The following is a 14926-nucleotide window of genomic DNA, read 5'->3' as shown; positions in this document are numbered from 1 at the left end:
GACACATGCTCACCCGTGAGATTCGGTTGACCGCCCAGATCACCGGCGCCCCCACGCTCGACCATTTCACCGTCGCCGAGACCGAGGTGCACGGCGAGGTCCTGGTGCGCACCGACCGAATCGGGCTCGCCGCGACCTACCTGGAGCTGATGCGGGCCGACTGCGCCATCCCGGTCCCGGCCTGGCAGCCGGGGCAGCGGGTGGGGGTGACCACGATCGGCACGGTGGTGCGATCCGACGACCCCGATCTGGAGGTCGGCGACCTGGTCCGGTCGACGACCGGCTGGAGCGAGTACTCGGCCGGCCCGGCCGACTCGTACCTCAGGCTCGACCGCGAGCTGTTCGCCGACCCCGGCTACCATCTCGTCCAGGGACCGACCGCCTACCACGGCATGGCCGAGGTGGCGAACGTCGGCCCGAGCGACGTGGTCTTCGTCTCCGGCGCGGCGGGCGGGGTCGGCTCGCTGGCCGGACAGATCGCCAAATGCCTCGGCGCGGCGCGGGTGATCGGCAGTGCGGGCAGCCCGGCCAAGGTCGACTACCTGGTGAACGAACTCGGCTACGACGCGGCGTTCGACTACCACGACGGCCCGACGGCCGACCGACTCGCGGAGCTCGCGCCCGAAGGCATCTCGGTCTTCTTCGACGTGGTGGGTGGCGAGCAGTATCGGGGCGCGCTCCGGTCGGCCCGGCCCGGAGCCCGCTTTGCCCTCTGCGGCTCACTGGCCGACCAACTCGGCGACGCGGCGGAGCGCTTCCCGCAGCCCGACCGTGCGGCGGCCGAGGCGAGGGGCGTCGAGCTGCTGCCGTTCTCCTGCCACCACACGCCCGAGCAGATCGCCGCCTGGCACGGACACTTCGTCACGTGGCTGGGCGAGGGCCGCTTCGTCTGTCCGCAGACGGTGGTCGAGGGCGGAATCGAGGACGTACCGCAGGCATTCCTCGACCTGCTTCGGGGTTCCCACCGGGGCAACGTCTCGGTGCGTCTGCCGTGACCGCCCTCACCCTCCGGGCCCTGAACCGGGCACTGCTGGACCGGCAGTTCCTGCTGGAGCGCACCGACCGCACCCCGCTGGAGGTGATCGGCCGGCTGGTCGCGCTCCAGGCCCAGGAGCCCAACTGGGCCTACATCGGCCTGTGGACCAGGATCGACGGCTTCACCGCGTCCGGGCTCACCACGCTGATCGAGGCCCGCCGGGTGGTCCGTTCCGGGCTGCTCCGCAGTACCCAACACCTCGCCGCGGCCGACGACTTCCGGCGGCTGCGACCGCTGCTGCAGCCCGTGCTCGACCGCACGGCCGGCTCGCCCTACTTCACCCGGAACGGCGCGGGCCTGGACGCGGCGGCTTTGGTGGCCGAGGGGCTCGACCTGCTGGCGGGCGGGACGCTGTCGCGCAAGGAATTGGCCCGGCGGTTGGCCGAACGCCATCCGGGACACGACGGCCGGATTCTGGCCGGGCTGGTGGAACTGCGTACGCCCCTCGTCCATGGCGCGGCCACCGGCACCTGGGGTTCGTGGGGCAACCGGTCGGCGATCTCGGTCACGCCCGCCGAGGTCTGGCTGGGACGGCCGATGGCGACCGCCGCGACGCCGACCGCCGCCAAGGACGCGGCCAAGGAGCTGATCCGCCGCTATCTGGCCGGCTTCGGCCCGGCCGGGGTGAAGGACGTCCAGGTCTGGTCCGGATTGACCCGGCTCGGCGAGGTCGTCGCCGAGATGCGTGCCGAACTGCGCCACTGGTCCGGCCCCGATGGCAGGGAGTTGATCGATCTGGCCGACGCCGAGCTGCCCGACCCCGAAACGCCGGCTCCGGTACGGCTGTTGCCCGCCTTCGACAACGCCCTGCTCGGCCACGCCGACCGCTCCCGGATCATCGGCGACGAGGACCGGAAGGTGGTGATGCCCGGCCAGGCGCGCGTCCGGCCCACCTTCCTGGTGGACGGCCGAGTGCACGGCACGTGGTCCCTCGACGCCGGGACGCTGCGACTCACGCCGTTCCGGCCGCTGCGCGGCACCGATCGAGCCGCCCTGGAGCAGGAAGCCGCCCGGCTGCTGCCCTTCGTCGCAGGTCGGTCGGTGTCCTACGACGACCCCGTCGCGAGCCGACCGACCTGAGCTCCCGCCCCGGTACCCACCCGTGGCCCGAACCCCTCCGGCCGGTCCCGGTCCGGCTCCCGTCCCGTCGGTGCACTCGGCGGCCGTCGCGGGGCCCACCCCGAGCGCCACGCGGCGGCGGCGCCGCCGACGCCGATCGCATCGGGCACGGCGCTCACGGTGCGGTCTCCGTCGGGTCGTCGGCCGGGTAGCGGATCTCGACGGTCCAGCCGGCGGTGGGTGCCAGGGGGCGCAGGTGCCGCAGGGCCATGCGTTCGGTGAGGTCCTTCGGGACGAGACAGTCGGCGCAGGCGGACGGTCCGGCGTCGACCGTGATCAGCACGTGGTGGTCGGCCGGGCGCACGCAGGTGAGTCGGTAGTCGTCGGCGGCGAGCGCCCGGGCCAGTGGGGCCAGCGCCTGCGATACCGCGTCGTCGGTGATGTCCGGGTGGGTCATGGAGTACTCCGTTCGCGTGAAGTGCGCGGTCGGCGCGGGTCGGCGGCGGTCAGTGCGTGTCGAGTGGCGGCCGACTGCGGGAGAGGAACGCGCCGTTGTCGGACAGGAGGAACTGTCCGGTGGTGTGGGCGGCGAGGTCGCAGGCGAGGAACAGGACGAGGTCGGCCAGGTCCTCGGGGGCGGACAGTTCGCCGCCCAGCGGGATGGCGGCGCGCAGTGCCCGGATGTAGTCGGCGGTGAGGGCGGCCTCGACCTCGCGGGTGAGGGTGGTCCCGGGGGCGACCGCGTTGACGCGGATGCCGTGTGGCGCGAGTTCGACCGCGAGGGTCCCGGTGAGGTGGTTGACCGCTGCCTTGGCGGCGCCGTACGGGGCCAACCGGGGGGCGGGGCGGGTGGTTTCGCCCGAGCTGACGTTGATGATGACGCCGTCGGTGCGATCGCGGATCATCGCGGCCGCCTCGGCGCGGCAGGCGTACATCGTGGTGAGCAGGTTGCCCGTGACCACGTCCGACATCGCCTGCGGCGTCCAGTCGACGAACGGGGCGGCGGGGTGGTTGCCCATCATGCCGACGTTGTTGACGGCGATGCGGAGGCGGCCGAGGGTGCTGCCGGCTTCGTCGACGAGGTCCTGTACCTGCTGCGGATCCCGCATGTCGCCGATCAGCGCGAGGGCCGATCGGCCGACGCCGCGCACGAGTTCGCAGGTTTCCCGGGCGGCCTCGGGGACGATGTCGGTGACCGCGACGTGTGCCCCCGCCCGCGCGAGCCGGACGGCGATGGCCCGGCCGATCCCCGCGCCGCCGCCCGTGACCAGGGCGACGCGGTCGGTGAGGTTCGTCGGGTCCGGCACGGTAGGTGTCTCCACTTCGTTCGGTGTGGCGGGGTGAGTGCTCGGCGGGCCGACTCGGGCCGTTTCAGGCGGCATCGGGCGCGGACGGGGTGGTCGTCGCGAGGACCAGGGCGTCCTCCAGGGCTTCGAGGGCCATGGCGTCGAGTTCGTTGTCGGACGAGCCGCCGAGCGGGCCGCGCACGGTGAGGACGCGTGCCTGGGGCATGCCGTACAGCGAGGAGACCTGGCGGGCGATCTCGGTGAAGCCGGCGGTGGCCAGCAGCAGGGTGGGGATGCCCGCCTGTTCCAGCACGACGGTGTCGTGGCAGCTCCACGAGGTGCACGAACCACAGTCCGCCGAACCGGTGATGATCAGATCGGCCGATTCGCGCAATCGGTCGAGCACTTCGGGTTCGGCGGGCCGGGCCGCGCTGAACTTGGGGATCTCCAGCGTCACGACCGCGCCGGTGCGTTCGGCGAGCAGTCGGGCGACGGCTCCCTGGATGTAGCCGGCGTGCGGCTTGAGGTTGTCCAGGACGGCGATGCGCGCGCCGGTCAACACCGGCAGTCCGGGGGCGAGTTGCTTGGCCGGTTCGCCGACCCGTCCGGACGGGTCGAGCAGGTGCACGGTCATCGGGATCTCCTCGACATGTTGGGGAAGGGGCGACAGGCGACAGGGCGGCGCTGCGGGCCGGTCAGTCGACGGGGACGGTGACGCTGCGGGTCAATCCCCAACTCGGCACCACCAGCGAGTGTTTGCCCGGCCCGCCCGCGACCAGGATCCGGATGTTGTCCGCGGACTCGGTCATCGGTTGCAGGTCGTCGTCGGCCAGGGCGCGCATCCACGGACGCCACAACGCGGACCGGAAGTTCGCCCGGAAATCGCCCGCGCGACGCCGCGCCTTCTCGAAAAGGTACGCCTGCACGTCCTGCCGCGCCCACCCCGCCGCCGCGATCGTGGCCGCGTGCTCCGGACCCAGGACGATGAAGTACTCGGCGCTGGAGACGACCGCGTTGTTCGTCCCGAACGTGGCCATCACGGTCGCCATCTTGTTCAGGATCGGCCCCGGCTCGCCGCGCGTCTCCATGTCGTGGATGTTGTGCGGGTTCTCCATCCCGGCCACGGTCACCGCGCTGCGCGACTCCAGCCCCAGCGAACGCGGATACACCGCCCAGGGGCTGGCGTCGGCGTTCTCGGCGAAGCAGAACGTGTACTTCGAGGGCTGCCCGTGGGTCGCCGCGTCCGCCAACCCCGCGTCCCCGGCGCCCTTGGCGGTGCCGCCGCCGATGTGCAGCAGGGCCAGGCGCACCGCCCGTCCCAACGTCGCGTTCGCGCGGTTGCCCGGACCCAGCGTCCCGGTACCGGAGTTGAACCCGTGCGCGGCCACCGCCTGCCCGTGCACGACGACCATCACCGACACCGGGTGTGTCGTGGAGTTCACACCGCGCAGATTGAACTCCGGTGCGCACATCCCCCGGGTCGCGGCGACGAGCAGGGGCAACATGCCGGCCGCGCAGCCCGCCATCACCGCGTTCACCGCCAGCACCCTGGGCGTCGCCTCGCCCAGGCGCGGCGGCAGCACACCGATCACCTCGTCGGGATCGCCCGGGTATCCGGCGAGCATCGCGGCGACCCGTTCCTCGGTGGGGGCCACCACCGGCAACCCGTCCCCCCACCCGCGTGCCTCCAGCCAGGCGTACACGGTCTCGGGCAGATCGTCGGGCAGGGCGTGCGTGTCGGCGCCCGCGTCGGGGGCGGGTCCGGCCGGGGCGGAGTCGACCATGAGCATTCCTTGGGCTGAAGGGGCGGAGCGGCGAGTGGGTGTGAGGTTAGGGCGGCACGGACACGACCACAAGAGGTATCGTTCGAAATAACGATCTACTCATTCGAATATTCGAATCTCTGCGAGATCTCGACGAAGGGCGCGGCATGGGCGACACGAACGCCGATACGAACGGCGATGCGAGCGACCCGAACATCCCGAACGGCCCGGACACCGTGATCGACGCGCATGTGCACGTCGTGTCGCCGGACACCCGCCGCTATCCCCTCGACGCCGGCACCGGCGACGGCACCGACTACTGGAGCGACGGCGGCTGTTCGGCCCCCGAAGTGCTCCGCGCCCAGGCCGCCGCCGGTGTGTCGCGGACCGTGCTGGTGCAGGGTGTGGGGGCGTACGGCTACGACTGCCGCTACCTGCTCGACGCCGCCGCCCGCGACCCGGAGCGCACCTCGGCGGTCGTCGCCGTCGACATGGCGGATCCCGTCGCCGCCGCCCGCGGACTGCGCGGACATGCGAACGAGTCCTTCGTCACCGGCGTGCGGCTCTTCGCCGTCTCGGGCGGCCCGCAGGCCCCCGACCCGACCTGGCTCACCGACGACGCGTCGCAGGCCGTCTGGGACGTGGCGGCGGAAACGGGACTCACGGTCGTACTCACCGCGTTCACCCGGCAACTCCCCCTGCTGCGCCCGCACATCCAGGCCCGCCCGGCGCTGCGCGTCGCCCTGGACCACTGCGGATTCCCCGACCCCCGGTCCCGACAGGCCGGGCGGGCGCCCGTCCGGGCCCTCGCCGACCTGGCCAATCTGCACGTGAAGGTCACCACGCATCTGCTCACCGCCGCCGAGGCGGCCGGGGAGGACCCGGCGGATGTCGTCGACGACCTGGCCGCCGCGTTCGGCGAGCACCGGTTGACGTGGGGATCCGACCACCCGCAGACCCGGACGCCGAACTACCCCGGCATGCTCGCGCTCGCCCGGCGCGCGATCCGGCGACGCGACGCGCCGGCCCGAGCAGCCGTCCTCGGCGGCACGGCCCGACGCCTGTGGTTCACCCGCGACGGCCGGACCGGATAGCCCCGATCGGGACGCCCGGCCGTTCCGAGCACACGCCGTCCGCGGGCGTTGTGCCCGAACCGAACTGCGGCGTCGGCTGGTCGACTTCGATCAGCCGATGGCGAGTGGATCGGCGAACACCCGGGCGAGGACGGTGGCGGCGGCCCCGCGTACCGCGCTCTCCGAGCCCAGTGCCGACGCGCGGACGGTGGGGACGCGGCCGCGCAGTCGGCCTCCGCCGCGGGCGAGGGCCGCCTCGATGGGCGGGATCAGGTGGTCGGCGAGGCGGGCGTGCACCCCGCCGAGCACGACCGTGTCCGGGTCCAGGAGGTTCACCGCGCCGATCAGCGCGATGCCCAGACCGCGCCCCGCGCGCTCGACGGCGAGACGCGCCTGGCGATCCTCCCGGCCGAGGCGGTCCAGCAGCTCGGCCACTCGCGAGGCGGACGTCGCCGCCGGGTCGTCGCCGGGCCCGCCGACCCGGGCCGGCGTTCCGGCGGCCGTCGGGACGCCGGCCGCGCGCATGACGGCGTCCAGACCCGCGTACTGCTCCAGGCAGCCGGCGCCGCCGCAACCGCAGGCGGGCCCGTCGGGGTCGACCACCACATGGCCGAGTTCGCCGGCCGCGCCGTGCGCGCCCCGGAACAGGTCGCCGTCGACCACGAGTCCCGCGCCGATGCCGGTCTCGCCGGACAGGTACAGGTAGCTTCCCGCGCCCTGTCCCGCGCCGTAGCGCAATTCGCCCAGGGCACCCAGGTTCGCCTCGTTGTCCACCACGAGTCCGAGCCGCTGATCGGGCAGTGCGCCGGCCAGCAGCGCCGCCGCCGGCACCGCGTCCCAGCCGAGGTTGGGCGCGTTGACCCGGTCGCCGATGCGGACGCCGGGCAACGCGACCGCCGTGCCCACCACGTCCAGCCCGATGTCCGCCCCCAGGGCGGTGAGACGACGGGCGAGGGCGCCGAGCGCGGCCAGCGTTTCGCCGGGATCGCGGCCCCGGTTGTCGCCGGCGACGGTGTCGCGCAGCCGTACCGCCCCCGTCGGATCGACCACGCAGGCCGCCAGGTAGTGGCCGTTGACCTCCAGCCCCAGCGCCGCGACGGGCCCGCGGGCGAGCGAGATCGGCGCGCCCGGACGGCCGCGCGAACCCTCGCGAACCGGCTGCGCCCCCTCCACGAGCCGCAATCGCTCCAGGACGGCCACCTGCGCGGCCACGGTGGTCTTGGTCAGGCCCGTCGACTCGGCGAGCCGGGCCCGGGTCACCGGCTGACGCCGGGCGATTTCGGCGAGCACCAACGCCAGGTTGCGTTCGCGCATGGTGCCGGCGCGCGTGGGGAGTTCCGGCGCAGGCATGGCGGTGATCCTTTCACAGGCCGGGGTACGGGTGGGACGGCGTGCCGCGCCGGCCGATCCCGATCGGGTGCGGCTCTTGACAGCCGGCGAGGTCACGGGATCAGATGGCACGACTTTAATCCATTGTCTGGACTTAATGCATGCCGGCCACCGGAGGCTCATCGTGACCACTCCCCGTCCCACCCCCGAGGATCGCTTCAGCTTCGGTCTGTGGACCGTCGGATGGCAGGCCCGCGACCCGTTCGGCGATGCCACCCGGGCTCCGCTGGACCCCGTCGAGGCGGTGCACCGGCTGGCCGAGCTCGGGGCGTACGGCGTGACGTTCCACGACGACGACCTGTTCCCGTTCGGCGCACCCGCGCCCGTCCGGGACAAGCGCGTGGCGGCGTTCCGGGCCGCGCTCGACGCGACCGGCCTGGTCGTGCCGATGGCGACCACCAACCTGTTCACCCATCCGGTGTTCAAGGACGGCGGCTTCACCGCGAACGATCGCGGCGTACGCCGGTTCGCCCTGCGCAAGATCCTTCGCAACATCGACCTCGCCGCCGAACTCGGGGCCCGCACCTACGTGTTCTGGGGAGGCCGCGAAGGCAGCGAGTCCGACGCGGCCAAGGACGTGCGGGTCGCGCTGGATCGCTACAAGGAGGGCCTCGACTTCCTCTGCGGCTACGTCCGCGAGCAGGGCTACGACCTGCGGTTCGCGCTCGAACCCAAGCCCAACGAACCGCGCGGCGACATCCTCCTGCCCACCGTCGGGCACGCCCTCGCGTTCATCGAGCGCCTGGAGCACGCCGAGATGGTCGGGGTCAACCCCGAGGTCGGACACGAGCAGATGGCCGGGCTGAACGTCACGCACGGCGTCGCACAGGCCCTGTGGTCCGGCAAGCTCTTCCACATCGACCTCAACGGCCAGCACGGCCCCAGGTACGACCAGGACCTGGTCTTCGGGCACGGCGACCTCAAGAGCGCCTTCTTCCTCGTCGACCTGCTGGAACACGGCGGCTACCAGGGTCCGCGACACTTCGACTACAAGCCGCTGCGCACCGAGGACGCCGACGGCGTGTGGGTGTCCGCCGCCGCCAACATGCGCACCTACCTGCTGCTGCGCGAGCGCGCTCGGGCGTTTCGCGCCGACCCCGAGGTGCGCGCGGCCCTCGCCGCCGCCGGCGCGGCCGACTTGGCCCGGCCGACCCTCGAACCCGGGGAGACCGCCGCGCAGTTGGCGCTGGACGAGTTCGACCCGGACGCCGCCGCGGCCCGGGGTTGCGGATACGAGCGGCTGGACCAGTTGGCGATCGAGCACCTGCTCGGGGCCCGCTGAGATGGCCCTCCCCCGCACGGCCCACCCGCGCCTGGTCGCCGGCGTCGACTCGTCCACGCAGGCGTGCAAGGTCGTCGTCTGCGACGCCACGACCGGAGCCGTCGTCCGCCACGGCCGCGCTCCCCACCCCGACGGCACCGAGGCGGACCCCCGGGCGTGGTGGACCGCGCTGCAACGGGCCGCGGCCGACGCCGGCGGTATCGACGACGTCGCCGCCGTGAGCGTCGCGGCGCAACAACACGGCATGGTCTGCCTCGACGAGGACGGCCGGGTGGTCCGCGACGCGTTGTTGTGGAACGACACCCGCTCCGCCGGCGCGGCCGCCGACCTGGTGGCCGAACTCGGCGGCCCGGCCGCGTGGGCGAACGCGGTCGGCAGCGTCCCGGTCGCCGCGTTCACCGTCGCCAAGCTGCGCTGGCTCGCCGAACACGAACCGCGCGCCGCAGCCCGCGTGGCCACCGTCTGCCTCCCGCACGACTGGCTCACCGGGCGCCTGCGCGGCGCTGGTCCGGCCGAGTGGACCACCGACCGCGGCGACGCCTCCGGCACGGGCTACTGGTCGCCGGCCACCGGCGCCTACCGGCACGACCTGCTCCGGCTCGCACTGGGACACGACGCGGCGACACCGCGTGTGCTCGGCCCCCGAGAGCCGGCGGGCAGCACGGCGGGCGGCGCCCTGGTCTGTGCCGGTACCGGGGACAACATGGCCGCCGCCCTGGGACTCGGCGCGGCGGCGGGCGACATCGTGGTCTCCCTCGGCACCTCGGGTACCGCGTACGCCACTTCCCCCCACCCGACCGCCGACGCCGGGGGTGCCGTCGCCGGGTTCGCCGACGCCACGGGACGGTTCCTGCCGCTGGTCTGCACGCTCAACGCCGCCCGGGTCCTGGACGCCGCCGCCGGCCTGCTCGGCGTGGACCACACCCGGCTCGCCGAACTCGCCCTGTCCGCACCCCCCGGCGCCGACGGCCTGGTGCTGGTGCCGTACCTGGCCGGCGAGCGCACGCCCGACCTGCCGCACGCCACCGGCGCCATCCACGGCCTCACCACCGCCACCGCGTCCCCGGCCCACCTCGCCCGTGCCGCCGTCGAGGGCATGTTGTGCGGACTCGCCGACGCCGTCGACGCGCTGACCGCGTCGGGCGTCACCGGTCGGCGGATCGTCCTCACCGGCGGCGCGGCCCGCTCGGCGGCGGTCACCGACATCGCGCCCGCCCTGGACCAGCGCCCGGTCCACGTACCCGAACCCGCCGAGTACGCCGCCATCGGCGCCGCCCGCCAGGCTGCCTGGACCCTGACCGGCGACCCGCACCCACCGAACTGGGGGACGTCCGGCGACACCCATCGCCCGCACCGCGACGACGCCGCCGTGCGCCGCCGATACGCCGCGGCACGCCCGCACATCCTCGACCGCGCGGATCCCCACCGAGCCTGAGCGGCGGCCCGGTGACCCGGTTGCGAAAGGGTCAGCCGAGGCGCCGCGCCAGCGCGCGGCCGGCGGCGCGGCCGGAGAAGATGCAGCCGCCGAGGAAGGTGCCTTCCAGGGCGTTGTATCCGTGCACGCCGCCACCGCCGAAGCCGGCCACCTCGCCGGCCGCGTAGAGGCCGTCGAAAGGTGAGCCGTCCGGGTGGACGACCTGGGAGTCGAGGGTGGTTTCCAGGCCGCCGAGGCTCTTGCGGGTGAGGATGTGCAGGCGTACCGCGATGAGCGGTCCGTTGGCCGGGTCCAGTATGCGGTGCGGTTTGGCCACGCGAGTGAACCGGTCCGGCCAGTAGGCGCGGGCGTTGCGGACGGACATGAGTTGCAGGTCCTTGCCGTACGGGTTGTCGATCTCGCGGTCCCGGGCCCGCAGTTCGCCTTCGATCGCGGCCGGGTCCAGCGTCGGACCCGGGTTGATCGCGTTCATGCCGTCGACGAGGGCGCGCGGCGTGTCGGCGACCACGAAGTCCTCGCCGCGGTCGAGGAACGCCTGCACCGGGCCGGGTGCGCCCTTCCTGGTCCGGGACAGCACCGCCTTGAGGTCCTTGCCGGTGATGTCGGGGTTCTGCTCGGACCCCGACAGCGCGAACTCCTTCTCCACGATGGCGCGGGTCAGCACGAACCACGTGTGGTCGTACCCGGTGCCGACGATGTGGCGCAGCGTGGCGAGTGTGTCGTGGCCGGGGAACAGGGGCGCGGGCAGCCGGTGTCCGCCGGCGTCGAACCACAGGGACGACGGGCCGGGGATGATGCGGATGGCGTGGTCGGGCCAGATCGGGTCCCAGTTGCGGATGCCTTCGGTGTAGTGCCACATCCGGTCCTGGTTCACCACCGAGGCCCCGGCGCGTTCGGTGATGCCCAGCATCCGGCCGTCGACGTAGGCCGGGACGCCGGTGATCATCGACGTGGGTGCGGGGCCGATCCGGTCCACCGGCCAGTTCCCGCGCACCAGTTCGTGATTGCCGCCGATGCCGCCGGAGGTGACGACGACGGCCTGCGCGCGCAGTTCGAACTCGCCCGCGGGCTCGCGCGAGGAACGAACGCCGCGCGGTTCGACGGACGGCGCGAGCACGGTGCCGCGCACGCCGACGACGGCGCCGCCCTGCACGAGCATCTCGTCCACCCGATGCCGGTACCGGAACGTCACCAGGCCCCGCGCCGCGGCGGCCAGCACCGGCTCCAGGAAGACCCGCAGCACTTCGGGCCCGGTGCCCCAGGTCAGGTGGAAGCGAGGCACCGAATTGCCGTGCCCCCTCGCGGTCCCCGCGCCGCGCTCCGCCCAGCCGACCGTCGGCATCACCCGCAGCCCCAGGTCGTGCAGGTAGCGGCGCTTCTCGCCGGCGGCGAAGTCGACGTACGCGTGCGCCCATTCGCGGGGCCGGCGGTCCTCGCGGTCCCGGTCGAACCCCGCCGAGCCGAACCAGTCGGCGAGCGCGAGCTCGTGCGAGTCCTTGATACCCATCCGACGCTGCTCGGGACTGTCCACGAAGAACAGGCCACCGAGCGACCAGAACGCCTGGCCGCCGAGATTGGCCTCGTTCTCCTGGTCGACGACGAGCACGCGTCGCCCGGCCCGGGTCAGTTCGTACGTGGCGACCAGACCTGCCAGTCCGGCACCGACGACGATGACGTCCGCGTGATCGGTCATGGCCCAACCTCCTCGATCGGCGTGTTGTGGGCGTCGGGTGAGTTCCCCGCGCCGGGGCCGGCCATGTTCTTCGCGGAGCCGGGTCGGTCGTCGGGGAAGCCCTCGTACCCGGTCGGGGCGAGGGCGGCGGCGAGGGCACGTCGCCATGCGCCCGGTTTGACCAAGGCGGCGAAGTGTTCGGCGAGTTCGCCGGGCATGTCGACCTCGTCGGGTTCGAGCAACCACTGCACCTGGAGGCCGTCCATCAGCGCGACGGCGGCGCGGGCGGCCCGGGCGGGGACCACGCCGGCCCGCAGTTCGCCCTTGCGGGCGGCGTGTTCCAGGGCTTCGGCGATCCGGGTGCGGACGCGTCGGTAGCGGGCGACGAAGTAGGGGTGCGCCGGGTGGTCGGCCGCGGTCGCCTCGGCGGAGACGATGCAGTACAGCTCGACGATGCCGCGGTGGGTGGAGTTGTAGCGGGCCAGTTCCACCAGCCCGACCAGCGTGTCCAGACCGGTGATGCCGTGCCGCGAGGCGACCCGGTGGGCGATGCCCTCGCGGTGTTCCAGTACCGCCGCGAGCAGCGTTTCCTTGTTGTCGAAATGGTGCAGCATGCCGGCCGGGCTCATGCCGACCAGCTTGGCGATCTCGCGGACGGACCCGGCGCGATAGCCGGACCTGCCGAACGCGGCCAGGGCGGCGTCCAAAATCTCGGTACGACGCGCCTCCGTCTTGGCATACGCGCCACGCTTGCGCCCCGCAGCCGAACGACTCGGCAACTCGACACGCGCCTTCGCCACTCCGCCCGCCGTTTCGGATGACGCGGTCACGCGCCGCCTCCTCGCTGTTCGATGGCCTCATGCGGATGGCAGCGGCCCGCGGAGAAAAAACTCTATCGGCCGTTCGGTTTTCCACCAAGGCTGAAAATCTTTCACTTGCCCGGTTTCCATCACCGCGACGGCCGCTGCGCCGCTCGACAGGGGTGACCCGAACCGGGGCCGGTCCGGCAACACTTTGTGGACCGGTCCCGGTTCAGGGGAGGGGTCAGTGCTTGAGCGTGAAGGTGAAGTCGTCGGAGAGTCTGCTGCTCAAGCGGACCGCCGACACGAGCTTGCCCTGTGTGATCGCTCGCTCGACCTCGGCCCGGGAGAGGCCGAGCCCTTCGGCGATCAGTCGCACCGGTCGGACCGGTATTCGCGCCGCGAAACGCACCGAGACGTCGATCGCCTCGCCGTCCGGACGATCCGCCCCGCCGCTGTCCAGGCGCCAGGCGTGGTCCCAGTCGAGGGCGATGCGATTTCGGCGCCGCATCGCCGGATCCCGAAGCAGCTCGGCGGCCAGATCGAGGTCGTTGTCGTGCAGGCGGTCCAGCAGTTCGGGTCGCACGGAGCGCACGTTCGTCCGCTCCAGGACGGTGAGCTTCGCCGTTGCCCCACACGCCGTACAAAGCGCGAGGAGCCAGGCATCGATGAGCTTGTGGTGCGCGTTGACGCGAAATTTGCCGTCGGCCCGGAAGTACTCGGACCCGCAGGCATGGCAGCGGCGGAGAACGAGCGGCAGGCAGGTGGGCATGACCACCCAGACGTTGAGCACAGAAGTACACCGGTTTCAGCGAGAAGTCCGCAGCAGGAAGCAGCACGGCGCACAGGGTGCGACGCGCGACCAATCAGCACTCGGGAGGTCTCACACGGTGTACAACGGCATGTCCTTCACTGGACGGCTCGGTTCGACGGCACGGTAATCGCGCACACCGGCACTGCTCAACCGGTTTTCCGACACCCGTACCCGCCGGGCAATCTCCGCGTTGCTTCCGGATCGGCCGATCGTTGGTTGGGGAGGGCGCGCCGTCGGGCCGCCGCGGTCGGTGCCACTTCAGTCGGGAGCGCACGTGGACGACGGGGACGAGATGCAGGCCGTACGGCTTGCCGCCGGGGGCTGTTCGGCCAGGGCGTTGGCGGTGGTGGCGAGGCTCGGCATCGCCGACCTCGTGAGTGGCGGAGCGATGTCCGCGCACGAGATCGCCCGGCGCACGGAGTCGGATCCGGAGGTCCTGGCCCGGGTGATGCAGACCCTGGCGTTGTACGGGGTCTTCACCCGGGACACGAACGGCGGATTCGCGTTGAGCGAGCACTACGCGTCGCTGCGCGCCGATCATCCGCGGTCCGTCCGCAACCTGTGCATCCTGACGGCGGAAACGTACGACGACGCCTTCGCAGCCCTCCTGGGCACGGTCCGCACCGGGCACTCCGGCTTTCACCGAGTCTTCGGCATGTCGCTCTACGAATTCCTGGAGAGCAGTCCGGACACCGGCGAAATCTTCGACGCGGCGATGTCGGAGCTGGCTCGCCCGACGGCGGCCGCGCTTGCGCAGGAGTACGACTTCGCGCAGGTCGACACGCTGATCGACGTCGGCGGCGGCGACGGCACGACGCTCGCCGGGGTGCTGGCCGGCCATCCCCACCTGCGCGGGGTGTGTGTCGATCGGCCGGCCGTGTGCGCCCGGGGCGAGGCGACGCTGGGCGCGTCCGCCGGACGGCCGATCGCCGACCGGATCTCCTTCCGGGCCGCGGACATCTTCGAGGAGGTGCCGGCGGGCGGTGACCGGTACCTGCTGAAGAACGTCCTGCACGATTGGTCGCCGCAGACGTGTGTGTGCCTGCTGACCGCGGTGGGCCGGGCCATGCGCCGCACCGCCGAAGCCCGGGAGCCCGGTCTCGGCTCGCCCCGGCTGCTCGTGCTGGAACCGCTGCTGGACCAGGAGTCCGACGCCGCCCATGTCCTGTTTCAGATGGTGATGTGCGGCAAGGACACGGGCGGCTTCGGCGAGCGGGATCTGCGCGCACTGCTGGAACGGGCGGACCTCGAACTCCTGTCCACCTGGCGATCGGCCGGTGGACACCACGTCTTCGAATGCGAGCCGAAGGGCTGACC

Annotated in this window: 14 protein-coding genes; 6 read left to right on the top strand and 8 right to left on the bottom strand. The window is 72.7% G+C overall.

Annotated elements, in window-relative coordinates; translation table 11 throughout:
- A partial coding sequence (locus tag ACFXMF_RS30730; RefSeq protein ID WP_380020873.1) for a zinc-binding dehydrogenase occupies window positions 1–995 on the top strand: 995 nt, incomplete at its 5' end.
- Window positions 992–2116: a winged helix DNA-binding domain-containing protein gene (locus ACFXMF_RS30725; protein ID WP_379990940.1), complete on the top strand. Its 1125-nt coding sequence runs from the start codon at window positions 992–994 to the stop codon at window positions 2114–2116. The genes ACFXMF_RS30730 and ACFXMF_RS30725, both read left to right, overlap by 4 nt.
- Window positions 2117–2270: 154 nt before the next feature.
- On the opposite strand, the gene ACFXMF_RS30720 is transcribed toward ACFXMF_RS30725, so the two are convergent.
- The 4 genes from ACFXMF_RS30720 to ACFXMF_RS30705 all read right to left on the bottom strand — a co-directional run bounded on the left by ACFXMF_RS30720 (window position 2271) and on the right by ACFXMF_RS30705 (window position 5165).
- Complete coding sequence (locus ACFXMF_RS30720) at window positions 2271–2552, bottom strand: hypothetical protein (protein WP_360306958.1); 282 nt, start codon at window positions 2550–2552, stop codon at window positions 2271–2273.
- A 49-nt stretch (window positions 2553–2601) separates the two neighbouring features.
- Window positions 2602–3402, bottom strand: coding sequence for an SDR family NAD(P)-dependent oxidoreductase (locus ACFXMF_RS30715; RefSeq protein WP_379990939.1), 801 nt, complete (start codon window positions 3400–3402; stop codon window positions 2602–2604).
- 64 nt (window positions 3403–3466) lie between these two features.
- Window positions 3467–4015 (bottom strand): hypothetical protein, encoded by a 549-nt coding sequence (locus ACFXMF_RS30710; protein ID WP_360306952.1) that lies wholly within the window; start codon window positions 4013–4015, stop codon window positions 3467–3469.
- Between the two features lie 61 nt (window positions 4016–4076).
- A complete protein-coding gene (locus tag ACFXMF_RS30705) occupies window positions 4077–5165 on the bottom strand; it encodes a hypothetical protein (RefSeq protein WP_379990938.1) in 1089 nt (362 codons plus the stop codon).
- 146 nt (window positions 5166–5311) lie between these two features.
- Here ACFXMF_RS30705 and ACFXMF_RS30700 point away from each other — a divergent pair, with 146 nt between their 5' ends.
- Entirely contained in the window at window positions 5312–6238 is a 927-nt protein-coding gene (locus ACFXMF_RS30700) for an amidohydrolase family protein (RefSeq protein WP_360306946.1), read from the top strand.
- A gap of 90 nt (window positions 6239–6328) precedes the next feature.
- On the opposite strand, the gene ACFXMF_RS30695 is transcribed toward ACFXMF_RS30700, so the two are convergent.
- Window positions 6329–7567 (bottom strand): ROK family transcriptional regulator, encoded by a 1239-nt coding sequence (locus ACFXMF_RS30695; protein ID WP_360306944.1) that lies wholly within the window; start codon window positions 7565–7567, stop codon window positions 6329–6331.
- Between the two features lie 163 nt (window positions 7568–7730).
- Here ACFXMF_RS30695 and xylA point away from each other — a divergent pair, with 163 nt between their 5' ends.
- Window positions 7731–8888 (top strand): xylose isomerase, encoded by a 1158-nt coding sequence (gene xylA / locus ACFXMF_RS30690; RefSeq protein ID WP_379990936.1) that lies wholly within the window; start codon window positions 7731–7733, stop codon window positions 8886–8888.
- Window position 8889: 1 nt separating this feature from the next.
- The gene (xylB, locus tag ACFXMF_RS30685) at window positions 8890–10323 is read left to right on the top strand and encodes a xylulokinase (protein WP_380020871.1); all 1434 of its coding nucleotides are present in this window, start codon (window positions 8890–8892) and stop codon (window positions 10321–10323) included.
- Window positions 10324–10354: 31 nt separating this feature from the next.
- Here xylB and ACFXMF_RS30680 read toward each other — a convergent pair whose 3' ends face one another.
- The 3 genes from ACFXMF_RS30680 to ACFXMF_RS30670 form a co-directional block, all read right to left on the bottom strand.
- Window positions 10355–12016, bottom strand: coding sequence for an FAD-binding dehydrogenase (locus tag ACFXMF_RS30680; RefSeq protein WP_379990559.1), 1662 nt, complete (start codon window positions 12014–12016; stop codon window positions 10355–10357).
- The gene (locus ACFXMF_RS30675; protein ID WP_360306932.1) at window positions 12013–12825 is read right to left on the bottom strand and encodes a TetR/AcrR family transcriptional regulator; all 813 of its coding nucleotides are present in this window, start codon (window positions 12823–12825) and stop codon (window positions 12013–12015) included. Before ACFXMF_RS30675 ends, ACFXMF_RS30680 begins: the two co-directional genes overlap by 4 nt.
- A gap of 214 nt (window positions 12826–13039) precedes the next feature.
- On the bottom strand, window positions 13040–13588 hold the full coding sequence (locus ACFXMF_RS30670; protein WP_379990561.1) for a DUF1062 domain-containing protein: 549 nt from the start codon (window positions 13586–13588) through the stop codon (window positions 13040–13042).
- A gap of 295 nt (window positions 13589–13883) precedes the next feature.
- On the opposite strand from ACFXMF_RS30670, the gene ACFXMF_RS30665 reads away from it, so the two are divergent.
- Window positions 13884–14924, top strand: a complete 1041-nt coding sequence (locus tag ACFXMF_RS30665) for a methyltransferase (RefSeq protein WP_379990562.1) — start codon at window positions 13884–13886, stop codon at window positions 14922–14924.
- Window positions 14925–14926: the final 2 nt, after the last annotated feature.

The organism is Embleya sp. NPDC059213 (assembly GCF_042754445.1).
GTDB lineage: Bacteria > Actinomycetota > Actinomycetes > Streptomycetales > Streptomycetaceae > Embleya.
Note: the sequence above shows the minus strand (reverse complement) of the source record. Positions and strands in the feature narration are given on the sequence as shown.

What these genes read in the sequence shown, in the direction of transcription:
- xylB (WP_380020871.1), top strand. Translation starts at nt 8,890, where the DNA reads ATGGCCCTCCCCCGCACGGCCCACCCGCGCCTGGTCGCCGGCGTCGAC.
- ACFXMF_RS30710 (WP_360306952.1), bottom strand. Translation starts at nt 4,015, where the DNA reads ATGACCGTGCACCTGCTCGACCCGTCCGGACGGGTCGGCGAACCGGCC.
- ACFXMF_RS30695 (WP_360306944.1), bottom strand. Translation starts at nt 7,567, where the DNA reads ATGCCTGCGCCGGAACTCCCCACGCGCGCCGGCACCATGCGCGAACGC.
- ACFXMF_RS30680 (WP_379990559.1), bottom strand. Translation starts at nt 12,016, where the DNA reads ATGACCGATCACGCGGACGTCATCGTCGTCGGTGCCGGACTGGCAGGT.
- ACFXMF_RS30720 (WP_360306958.1), bottom strand. Translation starts at nt 2,552, where the DNA reads ATGACCCACCCGGACATCACCGACGACGCGGTATCGCAGGCGCTGGCC.
- ACFXMF_RS30700 (WP_360306946.1), top strand. Translation starts at nt 5,312, where the DNA reads ATGGGCGACACGAACGCCGATACGAACGGCGATGCGAGCGACCCGAAC.
- ACFXMF_RS30705 (WP_379990938.1), bottom strand. Translation starts at nt 5,165, where the DNA reads ATGGTCGACTCCGCCCCGGCCGGACCCGCCCCCGACGCGGGCGCCGAC.